This is a genomic window from Candidatus Marivariicella framensis (assembly GCF_982709265.1).
The window spans coordinates 1-25,046 of the sequence record NZ_CEXPNT010000004.1 but is presented as its reverse complement, the minus strand read 5'-3'; the positions used below and the strand labels follow the sequence as shown (position 1 = coordinate 25,046).

The 25,046-nt window shown below is 31.6% G+C and carries 16 protein-coding genes and 1 tRNA gene; 8 read left to right on the top strand and 9 right to left on the bottom strand.

What is annotated here, in order from left to right:
* Position 1: 1 nt before the first annotated feature.
* Both AC34EU_RS02375 and AC34EU_RS02370 read right to left on the bottom strand, forming a co-directional pair.
* Entirely contained in the window at positions 2-3,082 is a 3,081-nt protein-coding gene (locus AC34EU_RS02375; protein ID WP_487533440.1) for a TAT-variant-translocated molybdopterin oxidoreductase, read from the bottom strand.
* A 23-nt stretch (positions 3,083-3,105) separates the two neighbouring features.
* Positions 3,106-4,416: a c-type cytochrome gene (locus AC34EU_RS02370; protein WP_487533439.1), complete on the bottom strand. Its 1,311-nt coding sequence runs from the start codon at positions 4,414-4,416 to the stop codon at positions 3,106-3,108.
* Positions 4,417-4,593: 177 nt separating this feature from the next.
* Between AC34EU_RS02370 and AC34EU_RS02365 the strand changes: the two genes are divergently transcribed.
* Complete coding sequence (locus AC34EU_RS02365; protein WP_487533437.1) at positions 4,594-4,971, top strand: SPOR domain-containing protein; 378 nt, start codon at positions 4,594-4,596, stop codon at positions 4,969-4,971.
* Here the strand turns inward: AC34EU_RS02365 and infB are convergent.
* The 3 genes from infB to rimP are packed head-to-tail and all read right to left on the bottom strand — an operon-like array spanning position 4,966 to position 9,451.
* The gene (infB, locus tag AC34EU_RS02360) at positions 4,966-7,686 is read right to left on the bottom strand and encodes a translation initiation factor IF-2 (protein ID WP_489666630.1); all 2,721 of its coding nucleotides are present in this window, start codon (positions 7,684-7,686) and stop codon (positions 4,966-4,968) included. The genes AC34EU_RS02365 and infB overlap by 6 nt on opposite strands.
* Positions 7,687-7,740: 54 nt before the next feature.
* Positions 7,741-8,973, bottom strand: a complete 1,233-nt coding sequence (gene nusA / locus AC34EU_RS02355; protein ID WP_487533434.1) for a transcription termination factor NusA — start codon at positions 8,971-8,973, stop codon at positions 7,741-7,743.
* Positions 8,974-8,983: 10 nt separating this feature from the next.
* Positions 8,984-9,451, bottom strand: a complete 468-nt coding sequence (gene rimP, locus AC34EU_RS02350) for a ribosome assembly cofactor RimP (protein WP_487533433.1) — start codon at positions 9,449-9,451, stop codon at positions 8,984-8,986.
* A 141-nt stretch (positions 9,452-9,592) separates the two neighbouring features.
* On the opposite strand from rimP, the gene AC34EU_RS02345 reads away from it, so the two are divergent.
* On the top strand, positions 9,593-10,717 hold the full coding sequence (locus AC34EU_RS02345; RefSeq protein WP_487533432.1) for a vWA domain-containing protein: 1,125 nt from the start codon (positions 9,593-9,595) through the stop codon (positions 10,715-10,717).
* Complete coding sequence (locus tag AC34EU_RS02340; RefSeq protein WP_489696029.1) at positions 10,718-12,181, top strand: AAA family ATPase; 1,464 nt, start codon at positions 10,718-10,720, stop codon at positions 12,179-12,181.
* Positions 12,182-12,289: 108 nt separating this feature from the next.
* Here AC34EU_RS02340 and AC34EU_RS02335 read toward each other — a convergent pair.
* Positions 12,290-12,362: transfer RNA gene (locus AC34EU_RS02335), tRNA-Gln, on the bottom strand.
* A gap of 148 nt (positions 12,363-12,510) precedes the next feature.
* Here AC34EU_RS02335 and AC34EU_RS02330 point away from each other — a divergent pair.
* Positions 12,511-16,038 (top strand): protein O-mannosyl-transferase family, encoded by a 3,528-nt coding sequence (locus AC34EU_RS02330; RefSeq protein WP_489696020.1) that lies wholly within the window; start codon positions 12,511-12,513, stop codon positions 16,036-16,038.
* 3 nt (positions 16,039-16,041) lie between these two features.
* Here the strand turns inward: AC34EU_RS02330 and AC34EU_RS02325 are convergent, their stop codons facing one another.
* Genes AC34EU_RS02325 through dgt form a run of 3 tightly spaced genes read right to left on the bottom strand, consistent with a single transcriptional unit; the run spans position 16,042 to position 18,969 of the window.
* Complete coding sequence (locus AC34EU_RS02325; protein WP_487533429.1) at positions 16,042-16,338, bottom strand: thioredoxin family protein; 297 nt, start codon at positions 16,336-16,338, stop codon at positions 16,042-16,044.
* 46 nt (positions 16,339-16,384) lie between these two features.
* On the bottom strand, positions 16,385-17,620 hold the full coding sequence (locus AC34EU_RS02320) for a metallophosphoesterase (protein WP_487533428.1): 1,236 nt from the start codon (positions 17,618-17,620) through the stop codon (positions 16,385-16,387).
* Between the two features lie 32 nt (positions 17,621-17,652).
* Positions 17,653-18,969 carry a dGTP triphosphohydrolase gene (gene dgt, locus AC34EU_RS02315; protein ID WP_487533427.1) on the bottom strand — a complete coding sequence of 439 codons (1,317 nt, stop codon included), beginning with the start codon at positions 18,967-18,969 and terminating at the stop codon, positions 17,653-17,655.
* A 176-nt stretch (positions 18,970-19,145) separates the two neighbouring features.
* Between dgt and AC34EU_RS02310 the strand changes: the two genes are divergently transcribed.
* The 4 genes from AC34EU_RS02310 to AC34EU_RS02295 form a co-directional block, all read left to right on the top strand.
* Positions 19,146-20,510: a hypothetical protein gene (locus AC34EU_RS02310; protein WP_487533426.1), complete on the top strand. Its 1,365-nt coding sequence runs from the start codon at positions 19,146-19,148 to the stop codon at positions 20,508-20,510.
* A gap of 94 nt (positions 20,511-20,604) precedes the next feature.
* Entirely contained in the window at positions 20,605-23,391 is a 2,787-nt protein-coding gene (locus tag AC34EU_RS02305; protein ID WP_487533425.1) for a TonB-dependent receptor, read from the top strand.
* Between the two features lie 78 nt (positions 23,392-23,469).
* The gene (locus AC34EU_RS02300; protein ID WP_487533424.1) at positions 23,470-24,678 is read left to right on the top strand and encodes a porin; all 1,209 of its coding nucleotides are present in this window, start codon (positions 23,470-23,472) and stop codon (positions 24,676-24,678) included.
* A 9-nt stretch (positions 24,679-24,687) separates the two neighbouring features.
* The coding region (locus tag AC34EU_RS02295; RefSeq protein WP_487533423.1) for an inorganic phosphate transporter at positions 24,688-25,046 on the top strand (359 nt) is incomplete at its 3' end.

The window sequence follows — 25,046 nt, the reverse complement described above, 5'->3', positions numbered from 1 at the left end:
ATTATGTTTTATCTATATTTCTTACTTTAGTTTGGTACATAACGTTTGGCTTAGTACCCACACTCTCAAGCAAGTGATACATTCTTTCATTTTCTTTTAATTTGGAAATTTCACTTTCTTTATCATTTATGTCTCCAAAAACCATTGATCCATTTCCGCAGGCTTTTGAACATGCTGTTTGAAATTCTCCGTCTTTAACTTCACGCCCTTCCAATTTGGCATCTAAAATTGTTTTTTGAGTTTTTTGAATACAGAAAGAGCATTTTTCCATAACCCCTCTTGATCTAACAACAACATCAGGATTTAAAACCATACGACCTAAATCATTATTCATATGATAATCAAACTCATCATTTTTATTATATAAAAACCAATTAAACCTTCTCACCTTATACGGGCAATTATTTGCGCAGTATCTTGTCCCTATGCATCTATTGTAAGCCATGTGGTTTTGGCCTTGCCTCCCGTGAGATGTAGCTGCAACAGGGCACACTGTTTCACAAGGGGCATGATTACAATGCTGACACATAACCGGTTGAAAAACTACCTGAGGGTTTTCAGAGGCATTTTCCATTCCTTTAAAAGTTGATAACGCGCCTAGTCCAGAAATATTTTCTTTGGTATCATTATCAGAATCAAACGATTCTTCCGAGGAATAATATCGATCTATTCTTAGCCAGTGCATATCTCGAGATCTTCTGACTTCAACTTTTCCTACAACTGGTACATTATTCTCAGCATGACATGCAATAACGCATGCTCCACAACCTGTACATGAATTTAAATCTATTGATAAGTTGAAATGGTGGCCTATAGACCTATCAAAACCTTGCCACATGTCAACTTCAGGAGATGTAATTTTAGTTTCAATATGATTTTTGGAAACTCTAGGTACAGGGTTCCAATATTCTTTGTCTTTAGTATTAAAAATCTCAAGAGTAGTTTCTTTAACAATATCTCCTCTGCCCATTAGAGTGTTGTGTAGCTGAACACATGCAAACTCATGGTATCCTTCTGCTGGAGAAATTGAAACCTGCTGAACTTTATTTTGATTTTGGTAAAGCAGATAAGCATTAACACCACTTTGCATTTCATTTTTGAGGCCTATTTTTTTCCCATAGCCAAATGCTAAACCAACAGTTCCTTTAGCTTGTCCTGGCTGGACTAACACAGGAGTAGTAAGTTTTGTGTCTCCCATAGTAATAGTTGCATAACTTCCATTAAGAGCTCCGTTTGCAACATTAATGTTCTTGAGTCCAATTAATTCTGCATCTGATTTTGATACAGTTAAATAATTGTCCCAAGAAACTCTAGTAATTGGGTCAGGAAATTCTTGAAGCCAAGGATTATTGGCTTGCTGCCCGTCACCCATTCCTGTTTTAGAATACAAAATTAATGACATCCCCTTTTCTTTGTCGACACATAAAAAATTTGCCTTATTAATCATGTCTTGAAAGTTAACCATCTCTGCACTTTTAGTTGAACGGGATTTTGTAAAATATCCGTCATGTAGAGTTTTACTGAATGAAGTACCCGATAAAATATTGTCTGTCCAATACTTTTTTATAAAGGAATAGTAGTCCTCTTCTAAATCTAATATATCGATTAAAACACTTTGAAATTGTCGAGTATCAAATAATGGATGAATCGTTGGTTGAGCCAAAAGAAATTGATCTGTTTTAAACTCATAATCACCCCATGATTCAAGATAGTGTGGTAATGCTCCTACGAATTGAGAAACTGATGCTGTTTCGTCCATTTTTAAAGAAAAAACAGCTGAAAAATCTAATTTTTTTATTGCCTCTCCTAATTTGACTCCCTCAGATAAGTTGTATACAGGATTAACACCAACAGTAATTAAGCCCGAAATATCACCTTTGATCAAGTCTTTTACTAGCTGATTAACCTCACTTGAATTTCCTTGACGAATAAGTTTTGGGTGAGTGATGTCAAATGCGTCACTTTTAATTAAAGAGTTGATTGCCAAAACTAATTCTTGAGCATTAGTTTCTTGAATACCAGAAACTAATACTGCTTTATGCCCGGACTTCTTAATTTTTTTAATAGCTAATAATGCAGCTTTTTTATCATTTGGCTCTAATTTGCAATTAACTGGTTGATTGCTTAGTTTACCATAAATAAAAGCTAGAATATTTTTAAGACTTACAGGAGTAACAGGAATTCTCTTATCTGCATTTGCCCCAGAAAGACTCATGTTAGATTCAAACTGCATATGGTATGACATTTTAAACTTACCATTATTCTTTTTTGGAATTCTTCCATTTGAATATTCAACATCATAACCACCTCCCTGCCAATCTCCAAGAATATCTGCATCTATAGAAATAATTGTATCTGCTTTTGAAAAATCATAATCCGCAAGGCCTCTTGTTCCATAAATATTTTCATAAGCATCCAATGCGTAAGATTCAGATATGGTGTCATAAACTACATGCTTAATGTTTGAATACTTAGCTATTAATTTGTTTATTAGCTCCTGAGTTGTTGGACTAGCAAAAGTTTGGGTTAACAAAACTAAAGGTTTTTTACTGCTATTAAATAATCTTAACTTTTCTTTAAACTGAAGCATAAAACTGCCCCACTTAATGTCAGATTGATTAAATTTTGGACTCTTAAGACGAAGGGAATCATACATCGATAAAACTGAAGCATGAACTCTTGCATTTGCACTACCTAAAATTGGTGAATCTGGGTTGCTTTCAATTTTAATTGGTCTTCCTTCTCTTGTCTTAACTAATACTGAAGCAAAATCATATCCATCGGCTATTGCTGTTGCGTAAAAATTAGCAACTCCCGGTATAATTTGCTCAGGCTGAACAACGTATGGCACAGATTTTATGACTGGACCTTCACAAGCAGCAACAGTAGCAGCTGCAGTTGAAAATCCGATATATTTTAAGAAATCACGTCTTGAAGATGAACTATCCTCAATTTTTGAGTCATCCTTTTTAAAATCTTGAGGAAGTTTTTCAGGAAATTCATTTTGCTCAAGTTTTGCAACTATTGAATTATCTTGATCAAGTTGATCAATGCTTTTCCAATAAGTTTTATTTGTAGCCATAAGCTGAATTTATATTTCTTTGTTTAATAATGACATTTTCCACATTCTAAACCTCCCATTTGAGCAACAGTGAGTTTTTCAACTCCATATTTTTTTGATAATTCTTCATGAATTTTTGTGTAATACTCATTATTCTCAACTTTAACATTTGTTTTTCTGTGACAATTTATACACCACCCCATTGTCAATGGTGAATATTGATACATTATTTCCATTTCTTCGACAGGACCATGACATGTTTGACATTTCACCTCACCTACCATGACATGCTGTGCATGATTGAAGTATACGAAGTCTGGTAAATTATGAATTCTAACCCATTTTACTGGCTCAGTGTTTCCTGTATAAACTTGATTTTCTTCATCCCAACCTACAGCTGCATAAAGTTTTTTAATTTCTTTTGTGTAGAACTCTTTTGTATATCCATTATCAAGATCTTCTTCTCCATTATATTCAGCAATATTTTGATGGCAATTCATACAAACATTTAATGATGGAATACCAGAATGTTTGGATACTCTAGCGGATGAGTGACAGTATTTACATTCAATTTGATTAACTCCTGCGTGGATTTTATGAGAATAATGAATTGGCTGAACTGGCATATATCCCTGATCAACTCCGACTTGCATTAAAAACCCATAAGCATAATAAGCACTACTCAATAAAAGCAGAATCACGCTTACAAAAACAATAAATTGATTTTGCGCAAATGCTTTCCAAATTGGAACTCGTTTGGGTTTAGATGGAGGGGTTATATCAACACCACTAGCTATAGCTATTCTTAGTAAAGTTCGACGAACTGAGATTAGCATAAATATTAACATTATAAAAACAAAACCTAAAGCTCCAAGAATGATTTCATTTGCTATGCCCGAACTTAAATTTGAATTTGTAGTTTGATTCGAATCGCTTGCAACTACTGCTGGTGCGGGAGGGATGTAATCAGTATATGCAATTATATTATCTATGTCATCTGTGCTAAGCTGAGGAAATGCAGTCATTGCACTTTTATTATATTCTTCCCAGATTGCTACAGCCTGATCATCACCAGATTTTATCATAGCTGAACTATTTTTAATCCAACTATAGAGCCACTCTTTTTCATATTTTGTGGAAGCACCTCTTAAAGCAGGCCCAACTGCCTTTTTGTTTACTTTATGACAGGCAGCACAATTGGAGTTAAAAAGTTTTTTTCCTAAAACAGGATCGGGTTCCTGAGCAAATAGAAACTGCGAAAACATCGCAAAAACAAGTATAGAAGCTTTTAGAGGTAAAGCCAAGGTAATTAGGCTTAACTTTGACACAAAGAATGTATGATACGTTTTTTGCAAAATATAGTTCAAAATCTTGTGCAAAAGTAAGGCAGTTAGACCTTTTGCTAAAAGGTTTTTGGAGGTTTATAATACCAAATATATAATTTATATTGATTCTAAATTATATAGATGATTTATATATTTTTCTTGCGATGAAAATCATTTTTTCGTTCATTTGCTAAACACTCAAAAAAAATGAAATCTTTATTATTAACAGTTTTATTATCAATGACTTACTTTTTTTCTTGGTCTCAAGAAAGTTTTTTTAAAGTTGAACAAGATAGCTTGATTTCAAAATTGATATCATTAAAAACAAAAATAAATAAAGATATTTACGCTACTCAGTTTTACAATATTCAACTATTTAATGGAGAATATGAAAAATCATTGGAAATTAAAAAAAGTATACTTTTAAAATTTCCAGAGGAAATGACAAATCTTTCTTTTGAGACTCCAAACTATAAAGTTCAAATGGGCCCCTTTAGAGACTATAGGAAAGCCATCGATCTTTTGAAGTTGATAAAAAAAGTATATCCTGCAGCTTTCCTAATCGAACCAAAAAAACCTTTATAGTTTCTTTTTAACTGCTACTTCTTGGTAGAACTCAATCACATCTTCTGTTTTAATGTCATTATAGCCTTTTATTTGAAGTCCACAATCATATCCTTTTGCAACTTCTTTGACATCCTCTTTAAATCTTTTTAGTGAAGTTAACTCTCCAACATGAACAACAACTCCCTCTCTTATTATACGAACTCCAGATTTTTTAAGAATTTTTCCAGAGGTAACCATGCAGCCTGCAATTGTTCCAATTTTTGATATTTTAAAGGTTTCTCTAACCTCAGCATTTCCTAAAATTTCTTCTCTCATTTCAGGAGACAGCATCCCTTCCATCGCATCCTTAACATCGTTTATCGCGTCATAGATGATAGAATATGAACGAATATCAATCTCTTCTTTATCTGCAATCACTCTAGCGTTACCCATGGGTCTAACATTAAACCCTATAACGATAGCGTCAGAAGCAGAAGCAAGCAAAACATCCGACTCAGTAATAGCTCCAACTCCTTTGTGTATAATATTAACCTGTATTTCTTCAGTAGATAATTTTTGTAAAGAATCCGTTAAAGCTTCAACTGAACCATCAACATCTCCCTTCAAAATCATATTCAACTCTTTGAAATCTCCAAGAGCTATACGTCGTCCAATTTCATCAAGAGTTATATGTCTTTGGGTACGAACGTTTTGCTCTCTTAACAATTGAGTTCTTTTGGCAGCAATTTGTTTTGCTTCCCGCTCATCTTCTAAGACAGTAAAACTGTCTCCTGCTTGAGGAGCTCCATCAAGACCTAAAATTGAAACAGGGGTTGAAGGCAAGGCGCTAGTTAAATCATTCCCTCTTTCATTGAACATAGCTTTAACTTTACCACTTTGTTTACCCGCTAGAATATAATCTCCTATATTTAAAGTTCCATTTTGTACAAGAACAGTAGAAACATACCCTCTTCCTTTATCTAAAAAAGCTTCAACAACCGCTCCTTTAGAGCGACGATTCTTATTTGCTTTGAGCTCAAGTAATTCAGCCTCAAGAAGAACCTTTTCTAACAATTCAGAAACTCCTGTTCCTTTTAAAGCAGACACATCTTGTGATTGAACTTTTCCTCCCCAATCTTCGACCATCAAATTCATTCCAGCTAACGCTTCTTTAATTTTATCTGGATTTGAATTTTCTTTATCAATTTTATTAATAGCAAAAACTATAGGAACAGATGCTGCTTGAGCGTGACTTATTGCCTCCTTGGTCTGAGGCATAATGTCGTCGTCTGCAGCAATTACTATTACAGCAATGTCAGTTATCTGAGCTCCCCTGGCTCGCATAGCAGTAAAAGCTTCGTGACCTGGTGTGTCTAAAAAAGTGATTTTTTGACCATCCTTGAGCTCAACTGAATAAGCTCCAATGTGTTGAGTTATTCCTCCAGATTCTCCAGCTATGACGTTTTCTTCACGTATATAGTCTAATAAAGATGTTTTTCCATGATCAACATGCCCCATAACAGTTACAATAGGAGCTCTTGGTGAAAGATTCTCTTCTAACTCTTCTTCTTCTTCTTCAAGATTTTCTTCTAAATCTGTTTTAACAAATTCTACTTTATATCCGAATTCATCAGCAACTATACTTAAAGTTTCCGCATCTAATCTTTGATTCATAGTCACCATTATTCCTAGAGACATACAGGCAGAAATAATATCAGTTGAACTGAGCTCCATCAATGTAGCAACGTCTCCAACTGTTATAAATTCAGTAACCTTAATTGTTTTACTTTCAGCTTCAAGCTGAGCTATTTCATCTTCAGATTTTTCACGATGCTGAGAACGTTTATCTCTTCTATATTTTGCTCCCTTAGATTTATTTGATCTTCCTTGGAGCTTAGCAAGAGTTTCTCTAATCTGTTTTTGAACTTCTTCTTCTGTTGGCTCAACTTTAGCAACTTGAGGCTGACGATTGTTTTTTTGAAATCTTTTACCTGAGTTGGAAGTTTGATTTTTATTTGTTGGAGATGGAGATTCTTTACTTATTCTTTTTCGCTTCTTTTTTCTAGCATCCTCAACATTTTTTTCTTTTTGATTTACTTTATCTAAATTAATGGTTTGACCTGTTTTTTTGGGACCACTTAATTTTCGGTATTGAGTTTCTATTTTTTTATTGAGCTGAGCCTCTTCTGTTACAACATCCTGATCCTTTTTTTTGTCATTATTAATGTCAGGAATTGGTTTAACTGATTTTAAAACCTCTTCTTTGATTTTAGATTCTTTATTTTTATCTAACCCTGAAACATTATTTATTTTGGGTTGTGAAATTGATGGTTTATTAATTTTAGTTTTGTCTTTAGACTGTAAACCTGGATTTAAAGATTTTTTAACTTTTTGATCTTTCAAGTCAATTTTACCAACTGTTTTAGGTTTTTCTAGCTCAACTTTTTTTGCTTTGATTATCTCTTGATTTTTTATTTCAAGCTCTAACCTTTCTTTTTCTTTTCTTTCTTGAACTAATCTTTGCTGCTCTTTTTCTTTTCTTTTTTCTTCAGTAATTTCAGCCGAAGCGTCTTTTTTAGATTTATCAGTCTCAAACTCATCCAATAGACTTTGATAAGTCTCATTAGAAATTTTAGTTGTTGGACGTGCTTCAATCTGAATATCTTTAGAAGATAAATGTTCAACAGCTCTGTCTAGGGAAATGTTTAGCTCCCTCAGAACTTTATTTAATCGAATGCTTGCTTTTTCAGCCATAGATTTATTTGCTTGTCAAAGTTAAAAAAAAATAATAGCGTTTATTATCTAATATTATTCTTCAAATTCTTCTTTTAAAATTTTAAGTACTTCATTAATAGTCTCCTCTTCTAAATCGGTTCTTTTTAATAAATCTACTTGAGATAATTCAAGGATACTTTTAGCAGTATCCAGACCTGCTTTTTTAAATTCTTCAATCACCCAGCTTTCTATCTCATCAGTAAATTCTTTTAGCTCTACGTCTTCCTCCATACCTTCTCTATATACATCTATTTCATATCCAGTGAGTTTTCCAGCTAATCTAATATTAAACCCTCCTTTACCAATGGCTTTTGAAACTTCTTCAGGGTTTAAAAAAACTTGAACTCGTTTAGATTCTTCATCTATTTTTAAAGAGTTTATCTTGGCTGGACTTAATGAACGAGTTATGAAAAGTTGCAAATTATTCGTGTAATTAATAACGTCTATATTTTCATTACCAAGTTCTCTAACAATACCATGAATTCTTGAACCTTTCATGCCAACACATGCTCCAACAGGATCTATTCTGTCATCATAAGAATCTACAGCTACTTTAGCTTTTTCACCTGGAATACGAACAGCTTTTTTGATTGTAATCAAGCCATCGAAAACTTCAGGTATTTCTTGTTCAAATAATTTTTCTAAAAACATAGGAGACGTTCGAGAAAGAATTATTCTTGGCTTATTACCTCGAAGCTCAACAGAATCTATTACCCCTCTTATATTATCTCCTTTTCTGAAAAAATCATTTGGAATTTGACGGTCTTTTGGAAGGATAATTTCATTTCCATCATCATCCAGAAGAATAACTTCACGACTTCTAACATGATGAACTTCAGCTGTATAAAGATCCCCAACCCTGTCTTTAAAGTGATTAAAAACATTTGTACTGTCATGTTCAAATATTTTAGAAATTAAGTTTTGTCGCAAAGTTTGAATTGTTCTTCTTCCCAAATTAATAAGCTTAACTTCTTCAGAAACATCTTCTCCAACCTCAAAATCAATTTCAATTTTTTGAGCTTCAGTAAGTTCAATTTCTTGATTTGAATCTTCTACCTCTCCATCTTTAACAACAACTCTATTTCTCCATATTTCTAAATCTCCTTTATCAGGATTAATTATTATATCAAAGTTTTCATCTGATCCATATTTTCTCTTCAAAGTATTGCGAAATACTTCTTCAAGAATAACCATAAGGGTTACTCTGTCAATTAATTTTTCATCTTTAAAATCTGAAAACGAGTCTATTAATGCTAAATTTTCCATTCTGTTTACTTTAAAATTTTAAAATCACATTTGATTGAGCTATCTCTGAAAAACTCAAAGTTTTATCTTTTACTACTGTTTCTTTTCCTTTACCAATTTTTTTTGGTTGACGTTCTTTCCATTCAATCAAAATCTCACTTTCATTGACAGATTTCAAAATACCTTCGTGTTTCGTGTCTGTGACATCTTTTATAGATAGTTTTCTGCCAATGTTTTTCAAATACTGTCTTCTCTTTATTAATGGTTCATTGGCAGCAACTGAGCTTACTTCAAGCCCAAAGTCTATAACATCTCTATCTAGATTGTGCTCTATAGCCCTACTGACTTTAATACAATCTTTGAGTGAAACCGAATCATCACCATCTAATACTATTTTAATTTTATTATCATTAGTGAAGTTTAGTTCAATAAGAAAAAGCCTTGGGTTTTCTTCCAAAGACTTACTTAATAAATTTTCAACTTGAACCTTAAATTTCATTTAAAAAAAAAGGGGACCATTAGGTCGCCTTTCAGAAAATTCCGTTTTGCACTGCAAATATAGGTTTTTTTAATAAAAATGCAATTCTGTTAAATAGTATTCTTTTTATACCTTTGTTTTTCTTAATTCAAGACTAGTTTAATGAGCTCCAAATTGCTTAATTCAGGAATAATTTTTTCAAAATACAAACTCAAAAATCAATCACCATTTGAAAAGCTATTCGATATTTTTAAAGAATTAATCACTCATACCTCTGGAGATTTTGATGAAGCAATTGATTGGTTGCGAGAGTTAGATAAAGAATATAAATTAACTGATGAAAATTACACTATAGATGATTTCATTGACGATCTTTTGAAAAAAGGTTTTGTAAAAGAAGAAGTAAATCCAAAAAAAGGAACTGGAGGAAGAAGTTTAACTGCTAAAACAGAAAAACTACTAAGAGAGCATGCTTTAAAACAAATTTTTGGCAAACTAAAAAAGTCTAGTCAAGGAAATCATAAGTCTAAAAAAAGTGGTCAGGGAGAAGAAACAACTGGTGAGTTAAAAGCCTATCAATTTGGAGATTCAGTTGAGAGAATTTCTATTACTGAAAGTCTAAAAAATGCTCAAATTCATTCAGTGCTTGGGGATATTGAATTGACTCAAAATGATCTGGTTATAGAAGATACTCAACATAAAACTCAAATGAGCACAGTCTTAATGATTGACATAAGTCATAGTATGATACTGTATGGAGAAGACAGGATTACTCCTGCTAAAAAAGTAGCAATGGCTCTTTCTGAATTAATAACTACAAGGTACCCAAAAGACACTTTAGATATAATTGTTTTTGGAAATGATGCATGGACTATCCAACTTAAGGACTTGCCGTATCTAAAAGTGGGACCCTATCACACCAACACAGTAGCTGGACTTGAATTAGCAATGGATTTACTTAGAAGAAGAAAAAATACAAATAAGCAAATATTTATGATAACTGATGGTAAACCAAGCTGTATAAAATTATCTAATGGAGATTATTATAAAAACAGTGCTGGACTTGACGAAAAAATTCTAGAATTATGTTATAATATGGCTAGACACGCAAGAAAAGTTCACATACCCATTACAACTTTTATGATCGCAAGCGACTCTTACCTTCAAAGATTTGTGAAAAAATTTACTGAAATAAACTTAGGCAAAGCATTTTATACTGGTTTAAATAATTTGGGAGAAATGATATTTGAAGATTATGAAAAAAATAGAAAAAAAAAGTTACGATAAATAAATATGAAAGAAATTATCACTTTAGAAGGGTTAAAGAAATCAGGCTATAAGCCTAAAACCATTAGAGAAGAGTTAGCTGATAACCTGAAAGTAAATTTAAAGGCTAATAAAAAAAGTTTTAGTGGCCTTATAGGTTATGATAACACTGTCATTCCTGATGTCGAAAGAGCCATACTCTCTAACCATAATATAAATTTATTAGGACTTAGAGGACAAGCAAAAACAAGGTTGGCAAGAAAAATGATTGATTTGTTAGATGAATGGGTGCCTGTTGTTAAAGGGTCAGAATTGAATGATGATCCTTTAGATCCTATATCAGGTTTTGCAAAAGAAATTATAAAAAAAATGGGGGGTAAAACCCCTGTAGAATGGATGCATAGAAGTGAACGTTTTTTTGAAAAACTTGCTACACCTGATGTAACTGTTGCTGATTTAATAGGAGATGTTGATCCTATAAAAGCTGCAACTTTAAAACTATCATATGCAGATGAAAAGGTTATACATTTTGGGATGATTCCAAGAGCACATAGATGTATTTTTGTTTTAAATGAATTACCTGACCTTCAGGCTCGAATTCAAGTTGCCTTGTTTTCTATTCTCCAAGAAAAAGAAATTCAAATTAGAGGATTTAAATTAAGACTCCCTATAGAAACTCAATTTATCTTTACTGCTAATCCTGAAGATTACACTAATAGAGGAAGTATAGTTTCTCCTCTTAAGGATAGAATTGGATCACAAATTTTGACTCACTATCCTCATAATCGCTCCATAGCAAAAAAAATAACTAAGCAAGAATCAAAAAAAGCAATTTTAAAATCTAACAATATTCATATTCCAGAACTGGCATTTGATATTTTGGAGCAAATTGGATTTGAAGCAAGAAAAAGTGATTATATAGATTCTAAAAGCGGAGTTAGTGCCAGAATGAGCATAACATCATTTGAAAATTTAGTTAGTTGTGCTGAACGAAGAGCATTAATTAATAACGATGATAAGACTTTCATTAGACTAACTGACTTTTCAGGTGTTATTTCATCCATAAATGGGAAAGTAGAATTAGTATACGAAGGCGAACAAGAAGGTGCGGAACAAATTTCATATTACCTTATTTCTCAAGCAATAAAAACTATTTTTCCTGAATTATTTCCAAAAATTAGAAAATTAGAAAAACCTGATTCAAAAGCTCCTTATGATAAATTATTAGCTTGGTTCTTTAATGACAACCAGCTATATATAGATGACTGTTTTAACGATGAAGAATATAAGAGTACGTTAGATGGTATAAAGCCACTAAGTGATCTTATAAAAAAATATCAACCAGACATTAAAGAAGAAGATAAATATTTTGTAATGGAATTTTTACTTTGGGGGCTTGAAGCTAATAAAAAATTAAATAAATATAGAAGTCTAGAAGGATTTGAATTTAAAGATAGCCTGGGGAGCTACATAAGTGGTTTATAATGTTAGAATCTTTCTTTAATTTCAATTATAACCCCTATTAACAAACATACAAATACAGTTGCTATAACAATTCCACCTACACCCATTATTAATAATTAAATTTTTTTGTTGGCCTACTAGGGCTCGAACCTAGACTCTTCTGGACCAAAACCAGACGTGTTACCAGTTACACCATAGGCCATTTGGATTGCAAATTTAACCGAAACATTCCATCTTCCAAATAAATCATCCGATTTATGATTTATTTTTTGATTTTTATCAATACTTATATCTTTTTAAATTATGGTATTTGTTATTAATACGTATTTTCGTGATCCAAGAATTAATTAATGAAAAATAAACCTTTTGCTTTTTGGAATAAGATTTTTGGGTTATTAGTGTTTTTAATTGCACTCATAACATACAGTCTCACTGTGGAGCCTACTGCAAGTTTTTGGGACGCAGGCGAATACATCTCAACTGCTGCGAAATTGCAGATAGGACACCCTCCTGGAGCCCCGCTTTTTCAAATGATTGGAGCCTTCTTTGCTTTATTTGCTCCAAATCCTGAAAAAGTTGCCCTTATGGTGAACTTGATGTCTGTATTATCCAGTGCATTTACAATTTTATTTTTGTTTTTAACAATAACACTGTTATTTGATAAAATCTTTAAGTTTGAGACTTATAAAACTTTAATAGATAAGTTTACTTTTTTTGGTAGTGCTACTATTGGAGCTCTTGCACTTTGTTTTTCGGATAGCTTTTGGTTCAATGCTGTAGAGGCAGAAGTCTATGCAATGGCAACATTAATTTTATCAATTTTATTTTATTTAGCGTTGAAGTGGGAAAAAGAAATGAATACACCAAGAGGAGACAAATGGCTTCTTCTAATTGCTTTCTTAATAGGGCTGTCTTTTGGTGTTCATTTTATGGGACTATTAACCATCCCTGCAATTGGTATGCTTTACTATTTTAAAAACTATAAAGAAATAACATTAAAGGGTTTTATAGCCGCAAATATTATATCAGTAACCATTCTGCTTTTTATTTTTAAGCTTCTTCTTCCTTTAACTCTATCTTTCTTTGGGAATACTGAAGTTTATGTAGTAAATGAAATTGGTCTTCCTTTTAATAGCGGAACTATTATTGCAGCATTTATTATTATAAGTTTCTTCTATTTTTCTCTAAAATATACTGAAACAAAAAAATGGGTTAATACTAACACAGGACTACTTTGTATTCTTTTTATTTTGTTAGGGTTTTCTTCATGGGTAATGATTCCAATTAGAGCTAATGCCAATACAGTTATAAATGAAAATTCACCATCAGACGCAAGGTTACTTTTAGCATATTATAACCTAGAACAATATCCAGAAACTAAACTATTCTATGGCCCTTTTTTTTCCGACATGTATGTTGGTCAAGATGATGACAAACCATACAAAGATGATAAGCCCAAATATGAACGCGATGAAAAAATCAATAAGTACATTATTGTAAACAATTGGGAAAATGCAAGAATAAACTCAAATTCAAAGCAAAGTGGGCTTTTACCAAGACTATGGAGTACTGAACATGCCGGTAATTATATGAATTTTACAAAGCCTCTTGATTTTAAACTTGATAATCAATATCGTTCAAACGAGGTGCTAGTTAAAAAAGTAAATGATTTCAAATATGATGCAGAGGACGGAAAGTTTTCTGGAGAGGATTATCATGATTTTTTTAAGAAATTTGGTCGTTATTTAATAATTGAGAAGCCCTCTTTTTTAAGCAACCTACAATTTCTTTTCGAATATCAAATTGGCTATATGTATTGGCGATACCTTATGTGGAATTTTACTGGAAGACAAAATGATGTTGCTGGAACTTATACTCCTCTTGATGGAAATTGGATTAGTGGAATTCCTTTTATTGACTCTATAAGGCTTGGAAATCAAAATGAATTAAATAACGATGCGCTTAATAATAAAGCAAGAAACACATATTTCTTTTTCCCTTTTATATTAGGGTTTATTGGTTTATTTTATTTGTACAGGAAAGATCCCAAAAAGTTTTGGGTTCTTTTGTTGTTTTTTCTTTTTACTGGACTGGCCTTAAAAATATATTTAAATGAGCGCCCATTTGAACCAAGGGAAAGGGATTATGCTTTAGTTGGATCGTTTTATGTCTTTTCAATTTGGATTGGTATTGGTGCTTTATCATTAGTGAATAATCTCAAAAAATACAACGGATCAAAGTTTTTAAAACCCATAATTACACTTTTATCTTTTATTTGTGTTCCATTTTTAATGGCATACCAGAACTGGGATGACCATGATAGATCAAACAGGTATACTGCCCAATCAATAGCAAAATCTTATCTGTCATCAATTCAAGAAAATATTGGGGCTATTATTTTTACAATTGGAGATAATGATACTTTTGCTCTTTGGTATGCTCAAGAAATTGAAGGATATAGAACTGATGTTCGCACAATTAACACAAGTCTTTTGGCCACTGACTGGTATATAGACCAGACCAAGAGAAAAACATATAAAAGTAATCCTATAAAGTCTCAACTTAAACATAAGCTATATGCTTATGGTGTAAGGGATTATATAAAATACGAATCTCTAACTGATTCATTAAGATGGGATATTAAAGATTTTATTAATTGGGTAGCTAGTGATGATGATAGAACAAAATTCAAAAGTTTAATTACTCAATCTGGGGGAAGTCCAAGTGATTATCCAAAAAATACGCAAGAGATGGTTTTTTATCCAACAAACAAAATACGCGTCTCGGTAAATAAAGAAAATGTTTTAAAAAGTGGAATTGTTTCATTGAAAGATTCTGATATGATTGTTTCACATATTGACATTGATCTACCTATAACAGGCATTACTAAAAATCAATTATTAATGCTTGACATACTAGCTAATAATGACTGGACACGACCTATATATTTTACCGGAGGCAGCTATGAAGCTTCTGAATACATCTGGATGAAAGAATACCTTCAATTGGACGGGTTAGTTTACAAGTTAGTCCCCATAAAAACTCCTTTAAGTCTTAATAATCCATATTTAATGGGCAGAATTGATAGTGATTTAATGTATGACATCGTAAAACAATGGAGCTGGGGGAACTCAAACGATCCAGGAATTTATCATGATCCTGAAACCAGAAAAAACAGTATAAGCTTTAGAAGCAATATGGCTCGGTTAGCTGAACAATTGATCTATGAAGGGAAACCTGAAAAAGCTAAAGAAATAATTGATCTTGCCCAAGAAAAGATGCCACTAGATAAATTTGGATATTATAGTCTTTTGGTTCCTTTTATTGATAATTATTATAAAATTTCAGAATTTAAATCAGCACAAAAATTAGTTAAGCAAATTTCTAATAAATATTCTGATCGTTTAAATTACTTCTCCTCTTTGAAAACAGATTTTCAATATGGAATGGGAGAGGAAATTGTTACAGAAATTGAAAGATATCGAACTTTAATAGAGGCAATACTGGTAAATGAAGATCTGGAAATTTTACAACCAGAAATTGATAAATTTATACTATCTACTCAACCATTTATTTTTCTATATGGAGAATATGACTATTACACTGCTTTATATGATTTAGTTGACGGCTATTATATTGCAAAGGCAGATGAAAAAGCACAAAAAATAGCATTAAAAATATTAAGTGTTTATAAAAAAAGATTGAATGTTTTTATTAGTCTCTCTAATGAAAATAAAATCAGGTATACAGATCAAATTAAAAATGAAATTTTAGATTTCCGCTATTTTACTGAAATGATTCTTTTAAGTGATAAAAGTGAGTTCTCTAAAAACATAGAAGCAGAATATAACTCTATTGTTGATGAATTTAAAAAATAAAATTTAAATGTGATCTTTAATTAGTCCTATTAATGTGTTAGCGTCTTGTTCACCTGATTGTCTCCAAAGCATTTCTCCTTCTTTATAAATCATTAAAGTAGGTAAAACCTTAACTCTAAGAGCTTGAGCAAGTTTCTCGTTTTTATCTGAATTTATCTTAATTACTTTAGCGCTATCTCCCATTGCAGCAGCAACATCTTTTAAAATTGGGTGCATTGCAGATGACAAATTGTCAACCTCATTGTAAAACACCAATAGCAAAGGATGGTTGTCATCTATTAATTCGCCAAATTTAGACATCTTAGTTAATGTTTAAGACTTTAAGGCAAAAATAGTTTTTTTTTAGTTAAACATCAATTTTTCTCTTTTTTAGAGTAATGACGGTTATTTCCGGCCACATTCCAACTCTTCCTGGATATGCAAGATATCCAAAGCCTCTATTAACATATAGATACTGTTTAGCTTTTTGATAAAGTCCTGCAAATTCTGGATAACGCCATTTAATTGGACTCCATTTTATCCAGCCTGGAATATCAATTCCGAATTGCATACCATGAGTGTGTCCACTAAGAGTTAATGGAAAAATAAAATTATGTGGAACAACTTGATTATTCCAATGAGAAGGATCATGGCTTAATAAAATTTTAAAATCTGCATTAGAAACACCTTCAATAGCTTTATTTAAATCTCCAGATTTTTTAAATCCTCCTGCCCCCCAATTCTCAACACCAATTACAGCTAGCTTTTCTCCATTTTTAATTATAAAATCATTTTCATTTAGTAATAATTTGAACCCCATTTCATTTTGAATTTTTTTAAGGTTATCGAGATTATTAATTTTGTCTTGATCATTATCCCAATTCATATAATCTCCATAATCATGATTTCCTAAAATTGAATATACTCCATGTTCAGCTTTAAGGGAAGAAAATAAATCTTTCCAGGGGTTCAACTCCTTAGATACATTATTTACTAAATCTCCAGTGAACATTATAACATCTGACTCTTGTTTATTAATTAAGTCTATACCATACTTTACTTTTTCGGGGTTATCAAAACTACCACAATGAATATCAGAAATATGAGTAAGCTTAAACCCGTCAAATGAAACAGGAAGATCATCAAATTCCAACTCATAACTGGATACCTTATAATTATATTTTCCTCTATACATTCCATATAAAAGAGCTCCAAATGGTATAGAGGCTATAGTAAGTGTTATTTGAGAAATAAACTTTCTTCTTTGGGGAAAAAAATCTTGTCCAGTTATGCCTTGATTAAAAAATGAATATAGGGCCTGGGGAAATCTTATAATGTCTTCAAAAATCAAACCAATAATGATGATAAATTGAAAAACGAATAGTGAGATAAAAAACCCAAGAGAATAACTAATCATATGAGTGAAGCCCTCAGATCTGTCATAGTTTATTATTTGAAATATAAAATTTACAATAATTAAAAGAGATACATTTATATATAAAATCCTTAAATATTTATTTTGTGAAAATGTTTTAATGCATTGAAAGGAATACCATTGAGTTAAACCTATAATAAGAATAAAAAAAATCCATCTGTAAAACATAAATAGAGTAAGGTTAAATTAAAAAACTAGAATTAACTAATTTGTTGAGATAGCTTATGCGCTTTACCGTCAGACAAACTAGCTATAAAACATGTTGAATTTAGTAAGGTTTCATATAAATCTTGACCTACAATAGGAACTCCGTCTGGCACCAATCTTAAAATTAACTTATCATAACTACTCATTTGATTGTTAAAGCTATTTACAGCAGCTGTTACAAAAGCTTTTAATAGTGAGGAAATAACTTTATACCCTACCACCTCTTTATTAGTTACCTCTTGAGACTTATATATTTTTTCAACACTTAAACCAATAATGTCCTCTATCTGAGCTTTATATTTACTCTTTTCCATAAGAGCATAAATAAAAGTACCATTTAAAATTTTAGATTCATTTTCGTTAAATATTCTAACAGCGTCTTGAATAAGTGTATTAATTGATAGGGCTCTTAAATAGCTTAATCGCTGAGATCGATTTGTAAGACTATTGTATTTTTTTGTATCAATAGTTTCTCTAACAAGATTAATTAAATACTCTAATGCATAATCCTCTGAGATAAGGCCTAAATTTATTCCATCTTCAAAATCGATAATAGTATAACAAATATCATCTGCAGCTTCAACTAAAAATGCTAATGGGTGTCTATGGTAATGTTTGTTATTATCAAGTCCTAATTCCTCCGCTATTGACTTAAAAAATAATTCTTCTGACTTAAAATAACCATATTTTTTGTGAGCTACATGACCTGAATTAATCTCCGGAAAACTTCCTTTTGGGTATTTAGTATAAGCTCCAAGAGTAGCATAACTAAGTCTTAATCCTCCTGGAATTCCTTCCATTGATTTAGAAGCAATTCTAAAACCATTTGCATTACCTTCAAAATAAATGAGATCATTTTTTTCTTGGCGAGAGAGTTTATCAATATATTTTTTACCATAACCGTGTTCAAAAAAATAACCGATAGCTTTTTCACCACTGTGGCCAAAAGGCGGATTACCTATGTCATGAGTCAATGATGCAGCAGCTACAATTGCACCAATATCATTTGGCTGGTATCCAAAAGTTTGATTTAATTGAGGGTATTTATTCAAAATATGTTTTCCGGCTAACCTTCCAATACTTCTTCCAACCACAGAAACCTCAAGGCTGTGGGTTAATCTTGTGTGAACAAAATCCGTCTTTGAAAATGGTATTACCTGAGTTTTGTCTTGAAGACTTCTAAAAGAGGAGGAGAAAACAATTCTATCATAATCAACTTCAAAGCCAAGACGAGTTTCATCTTGTTCAATTCTTAATCTTTTATAGTTATCCCCAAAACGCTTTAGTGATAGTAACTGTTCCCAATTCATTAAAATCTTTTTTTAAAAGTATGAATAATGAAAGAGAATTTCATCATTAATTAAATGCTAAGTGAAGTAATTTTTGTTAACAATAAATTAATAAACAAGATGTGATTGATAACAATTAAGTAAAGTCTAACCTAATTGTTCTAAATAAGTTTGTGGAGTTAATTAAAATTTTAAAAATGAAAAAAAACATTCTATCTTATATAACTTTAATATCATTAATTATAAGTTCATGTGATAAAGACACTGAGCTTTTAACAATTCCAGAAGAAATTATAACTGAAATTGCAAATACAGCTGCAAATGCTGCTGCCAATGCAGTTCAATCACAAATAGAATCTGCTTTAGCCTCTAATACTGCTAATGAGCCAATAGTTAACTCTGTTCCTGAAACCATAGAGCACTCTGGATTGATAACTTCAAATGAAACTTGGCTAAATTCTTCAATACATATTTTAGTTGATAAAGTAGTTGTAACTGATGGAGCTATTTTAGATATTCAAGAAGGTACTGTAATCAAAGGTCGAGCCTCAAACACTCCTGAAGACGCATCAGCGCTTGTTATTGCAAGGGGAGGAAAAATTTATGCACAAGGAACAGAATCTTCTCCAATTATTTTTACTGCTGAGTCTGATAATATAAATGTTAATCAAATAGGAGGAGAAAATCTTACCTCAAATGACTTTGGACTTTGGGGAGGATTGATAATTTTGGGTAAAGCTAGAATTTCTGTTGATGGAGATGCAATTGAATCTCAAATTGAAGGAATTCCAGCTGAAGATACTTTTGGTCTTTATGGAGGAGTGGATGACACTGACAACTCCGGTGTATTAAAGTATGTTTCTATAAGACACGGTGGGGCAAATATTGGGGAAGGAAATGAAATTAATGGACTTACATGTGGAGGGGTAGGAACTGGAACCTCAATATCTAATATTGAAGTTTATGCTAACCAAGATGATGGAATCGAAATGTTTGGAGGTAAAACTAATATTACCAATGCTATTGTTTGGCATGTAGGCGATGATGGTTTCGATACAGATCAGGGCTACTCTGGTACATTAAACAATTTAGTGTATATAAGAAATAATGACTCCTCAGCTACCGAAAGTGGAGATCATGTTATGGAATTAGATGGAGCTGAAGGATCTTATCAAGCTTCTAATCCAACTTTTATGACTTTATCAAATATTACATATAAAGCAGGAGCAGATGAAATAGCTGACTTACGTGATGGTGTTCGAGCTAAAATATCTAACCTGTATGTTTTTAATATAAATACAGGAGCAGATATTGAAATTGATGAGACTAAGGGTTCTGCTAATTATGATTCTGGATTAATACTTTTTGAAGATTTCGAATTTAATATTGGGACAACTCGTCTAACTCTAGATGATATAGTTTTGGATAAATCAGGTTCTTCAGATATTCCAATAATACAATCCGATTTCTCAATAGTTACTAATCAATCAAATGGACAAGGAGCTGATACATCAGTGTTTACATGGACACTTGCTAAACAAACCTCAAATCTTGACTTCTAAAAAAACATTGGAACGGATCCTTTTTTACTATAGCTGGTTTTTAAGGGTCCCAAACCACCTTGGTTTTACCAAGGTGGTTTTATTTTATTTAAACATGAAAAAAATATTTATTTTCTTAGTTCTTCTTTCAAATTTAATAATTGGTCAAACTTCTGAAATCTATGGAACAATAAAAGATAAAGACTTTCAAGATGTACTTCCTTTTGCAAATATTTTAGTAAGAGAAACTATGGAGGGTACAACCTCAGATTTTGATGGCTTATATCGTTTAGAACTTGCTCCAGGATCATACACTGTTGAATTTAGTTTTATTGGTTATGAAACTATCGTAGTTACAGACGTTATTTTAGAAGAAGATCAATCAGTTGAGGTTTCAACCTCTCTTAGTATTGCTTCTCAACAAATGAATGAAGTGATTGTGTCCTCCAGTGTCTTAAAAAATACCGAACAAAATATTCTTAGTGTTCAAAAACGATCTGCTAATTTATTAGATGGTATTTCTTCTCAAAATTTTAGAAAAATTGGCGCTAGTGACCTAGCAAAAGCTGTTAAGAATGTTCCAGGTGTTTCTGTTCAAGGAGGAAAGTATGTTTATGTTAGAGGGCTAGGTGACAGATATACTAAATCAATAATTAATGGTGTTGATATCCCGGGACTAGATCCAGACAGAAATACTATTCAATTTGATATTTTTCCAACAAGCGCTATTGATCAAGTTATTGTTTTAAAGTCATCTTCAGCAGAACTTCCAGCTGATTTTACTGGTGGAATTGTTGATATTATAACAAAGGATATTCCCTCTGAAAAGATTTTGTCTTTATCAGTTTCTACTGAGTTTAATCCAAATATGCATTTTAATAATTCATTTTTGGAAGCCCAAAAATCTAATTCTGATTGGTTAGGTTTTGACGGTGGGCTTAGAGATATTCCTTTTGACATAAATCGAAGAATTCCGCTAGCTGTTGAAAACAACTCCAAACTGTATAATATTTCTAGCAGCTTTAATCCAATTTTAAAAGCTAAACAATCAAAAAGTTTAATTGATTATAATGTTAATTTATCTTTTGGAAATCAATTTAATTTATTTGGAAAGTCTATTGGTTATATAACAGCTTTTTCTTATTCCAAGGACTTCAGGCATTATGATGATTTTATTTCTAATTATTATTTGAAAAACTCGGATAAGTCCATAAACAAGTTAAGGTTAAGCGAAAGTTTAAATGGAGTTTTAAGTCAGGAAAATGTTTTATTAAGCGGTTTGGCTGGGATAAGTTTGAAGGGAGAAAAATCTAAATATAAATTTCAAATATTACATCTTCAAAATGGAGTTACTGCATCAGGTTTATACAACACAGGAAGTTATATTTATTCAAGTAATACTCAAATTAAAGATGTTCTCGACTATAATGAAAAATCAGTAACAAATATTTTAATATCTGGTAAACATTACTTTTTTGATGGAACCTTAACTGCCGACTGGAAGATTTCTCCAACAAAAAATAGTAATCAAGATAAAGATATTAGATATACACCCTTTAGGCTTGAAGAAGGTGAATATTCAATTGAACCATCTGAGACTGGAGATCCAGCAAGAATTTGGAGAAATTTAGAAGAAAGAAGCTGGGTGAATAAACTTGATTTTATTTTTGATTATTCGTTGATGAAGCGTAAAGCAAAAATGAAATTTGGAGGCTTCTATTCATATAAGGATAGGGGCTTTGGTATCAATACATTTTTTATCAAATTTAGAGGAAGAGTAGATGATATAGCTACTGGAAACGCTAATCTAATTTTAGCCCCATATAATCTTTGGAATACGGATGATTTTCTTGGTAGTTATATTTTAAATGGCTCTGGTCCCGCATCAATATACAGCAGTGATCAAGAAGTCTCAGCTTTTTATTTTTCAAATGAGTTTAACATGTCAAAATCTCTTAGGCTAGTTCTAGGTATTCGCTATGAAAACTATATTCAAGAATTTACAGGTATTGATCAAAATGATATTTCTCTTCGTGATGAAGCCATAATAGACACAAGCGATTTATATCCATCCCTCAACCTTATTTATAGTATAAATGAGAATACTAATATTAGGGGTTCTTATTCGAAAACTATTGCTAGACCTTCATTTAAAGAAGCATCAAATGCAACGATTTTTGATCCAATAAATAACATTGTTTTTCTTGGAAATTTAAATTTAAAGCCATCTTATATTCAAAATTTTGATATTAGATATGAAAAATTTGGGGGACCAGGAGAGTTATTTGCCGTAAGTGCTTTTTATAAAAAATTTAAAGACCCTATTGAAATTGTAACTTATAGTGTGTCTGCTAATGACAACTTTCAACCTAGAAATGTTGGCAGTGCTCAAGTTTATGGATTAGAATTTGAGTTTAGAAAAAAAATATCTGAAGTTTTTAATCTTAGATTTAACTCAAGTTTAATTGAAGCTCGTCAAAAATTGGATAAGTCATCAGGAGGTGAGTTTGAATCAAGACAAACTAATCTTAGGGAAGGAGAGACTATGAATGACTACAGGGACCTCCAAGGACAATCTCCATATTTAATTAATTTTGGATTAGATTATACTAAAGATGACATAAGTTCAGGTATATATTTCAACACTCAAGGAAAAACTCTTCAAGTGGTTGGGATTGGATTCTCTCCTGACATATATACCATGCCTTTCAATAGTCTAAATTTTACTTTTGAAAAAAAGATAGGCTCCTCTAAAAATCAAACTTTTAGAATTAGAGTGAAAAACATTTTAAATAATACTCAGAGAAGTGAATTCATTTCTTATCAGGCTGGTTCAAATTATTTTCAAAATAAATTATCTATTGGAAGATCACTTTCTATCGGATATGGAATAAATCTTTAATAAAGAAATGAAAAGTTAACATTAAGGAAACATTAGAAAAATAATTAATCATGATTTTTGTCTTAAAACCAGCTATAAATGATTATAAGACAAAAACACGTGTTTTTTTGTGTAGTATTGGCTACATCTATAAGTCTTAAAGCACAACAGATATCTGCACCAAAATTTGGAAAAGGGCTAATGAATATTTCAGGAAAAGATAGTACGTGGAGTATGAACTTTTCTGCAAGAGTTCAATATCTGACATCTACGACATGGCAAGAAGAAGATGGTTCTTATGCAGGGCCAGAGTCTAATTCTTTAATTAGGAGGTCACGTCTTAAATTTAAAGGTTTCGCATATCACCCAAGTCTTACTTACAAAATTGAATTGGCATTGTCAAATAGAGATATTGCAGGCGGCTCAAGTTTTACCTCAGATGCTCCTAGAATTATTTTAGATGCAAGTGTTAAATGGAACTTTTACAAAAACTGGAGTATTCAGTTTGGGCAAGCAAAGCTTCCGGGTAATATTGAAAGAGTTATTTCCTCTTCAAAACTAGCTTTAGTTGATAGATCACTTCTTAATAGTAAATTTAATATCGACAGAGATTTTGGATTACAGTTAAAACATAAGTTTAATTTAAATGAAAAATTTATTGTAAAAGAAACGTTTGCTATTTCTCAAGGAGAAGGAAGAAATGTTTCCAAAGGAAATATTGGTGGACATCAATATACTGCAAGACTTGATTTGCTCCCTTTTGGAAACTTTAAAAGTGATGGTGATTATGAAGGGGATGATATTCGAAGAGAAAAAAAACCTAAATTGCTTATAGGAGTAGCATATGATTATAATAATAATGCTGTTAAAACAAGAAGTAATATGGGTTCATACATGACAACGGATTATGGTATGTTTGAGACAGATATCAAAACATTTTTTATAAATTCTCATTTTAAATATAACGGCTTTTCGTTCATGGGGGAATATGCTGATAGAAATACAAATGATGCTTTTTCAAAAAATAGTGATGGTAGTCTAACAGGAGATCTTGTTAGTGTTGGATCAGCCATTAGCTTACAGTCTGGATATGTTTTACCTTCAAATATTGCAATTACGGGTAGATATACAAATATCAACTTTGACAAAATCGTAACAAATAATAATGATATCACTCAATACACCCTAGGCCTCTCAAAATATTTTGAGAAACATAAATTAAAAATTCAATCAGATATGACATATGAAGATTCAATGTTTTCTGATGATAAAATATTTTACCGCTTACAATTTGAAATTCATTTTTAAAAAAACACTATGGAAAACTTATACTTAATATTAGTAATTGTCTTAGCAGTTTTGGCTTGCGGAGACTTAGTAGTAGGGGTTAGTAATGATGCTGTTAATTTTCTAAGTTCAGCTGTAGGCTCTAAAGCTATTTCATTCAAATCTATAATGATTTTAGCAGGGCTAGGTGTAGCATTTGGAGCCTTGTTTTCTAGTGGTTTAATGGAAGTTGCCAGAAAAGGAATTTTTAATCCTGGTGAATTTTATTTTGATGAAATTATGCTAATTTTTACTGCAGTAATGTTAACCGATATATTATTGCTAGATTTCTTTAATACAATTGGAATGCCTACTTCAACAACAGTGTCGATTGTATTTGAGTTATTAGG

Bases quoted from the DNA above. Each gene is read 5' to 3' on its own strand.
- AC34EU_RS02375 (WP_487533440.1), bottom strand. From the start codon at position 3,082: ATGGCTACAAATAAAACTTATTGGAAAAGCATTGATCAACTTGATCAA.
- AC34EU_RS02365 (WP_487533437.1), top strand. From the start codon at position 4,594: ATGAAATCTTTATTATTAACAGTTTTATTATCAATGACTTACTTTTTT.
- infB (WP_489666630.1), bottom strand. From the start codon at position 7,686: ATGGCTGAAAAAGCAAGCATTCGATTAAATAAAGTTCTGAGGGAGCTA.
- nusA (WP_487533434.1), bottom strand. From the start codon at position 8,973: ATGGAAAATTTAGCATTAATAGACTCGTTTTCAGATTTTAAAGATGAA.
- rimP (WP_487533433.1), bottom strand. From the start codon at position 9,451: ATGAAATTTAAGGTTCAAGTTGAAAATTTATTAAGTAAGTCTTTGGAA.
- AC34EU_RS02345 (WP_487533432.1), top strand. From the start codon at position 9,593: ATGAGCTCCAAATTGCTTAATTCAGGAATAATTTTTTCAAAATACAAA.
- AC34EU_RS02330 (WP_489696020.1), top strand. From the start codon at position 12,511: ATGAAAAATAAACCTTTTGCTTTTTGGAATAAGATTTTTGGGTTATTA.
- AC34EU_RS02325 (WP_487533429.1), bottom strand. From the start codon at position 16,338: ATGTCTAAATTTGGCGAATTAATAGATGACAACCATCCTTTGCTATTG.
- AC34EU_RS02320 (WP_487533428.1), bottom strand. From the start codon at position 17,620: ATGTTTTACAGATGGATTTTTTTTATTCTTATTATAGGTTTAACTCAA.
- dgt (WP_487533427.1), bottom strand. From the start codon at position 18,969: ATGAATTGGGAACAGTTACTATCACTAAAGCGTTTTGGGGATAACTAT.
- AC34EU_RS02310 (WP_487533426.1), top strand. From the start codon at position 19,146: ATGAAAAAAAACATTCTATCTTATATAACTTTAATATCATTAATTATA.
- AC34EU_RS02305 (WP_487533425.1), top strand. From the start codon at position 20,605: ATGAAAAAAATATTTATTTTCTTAGTTCTTCTTTCAAATTTAATAATT.
- AC34EU_RS02300 (WP_487533424.1), top strand. From the start codon at position 23,470: ATGATTATAAGACAAAAACACGTGTTTTTTTGTGTAGTATTGGCTACA.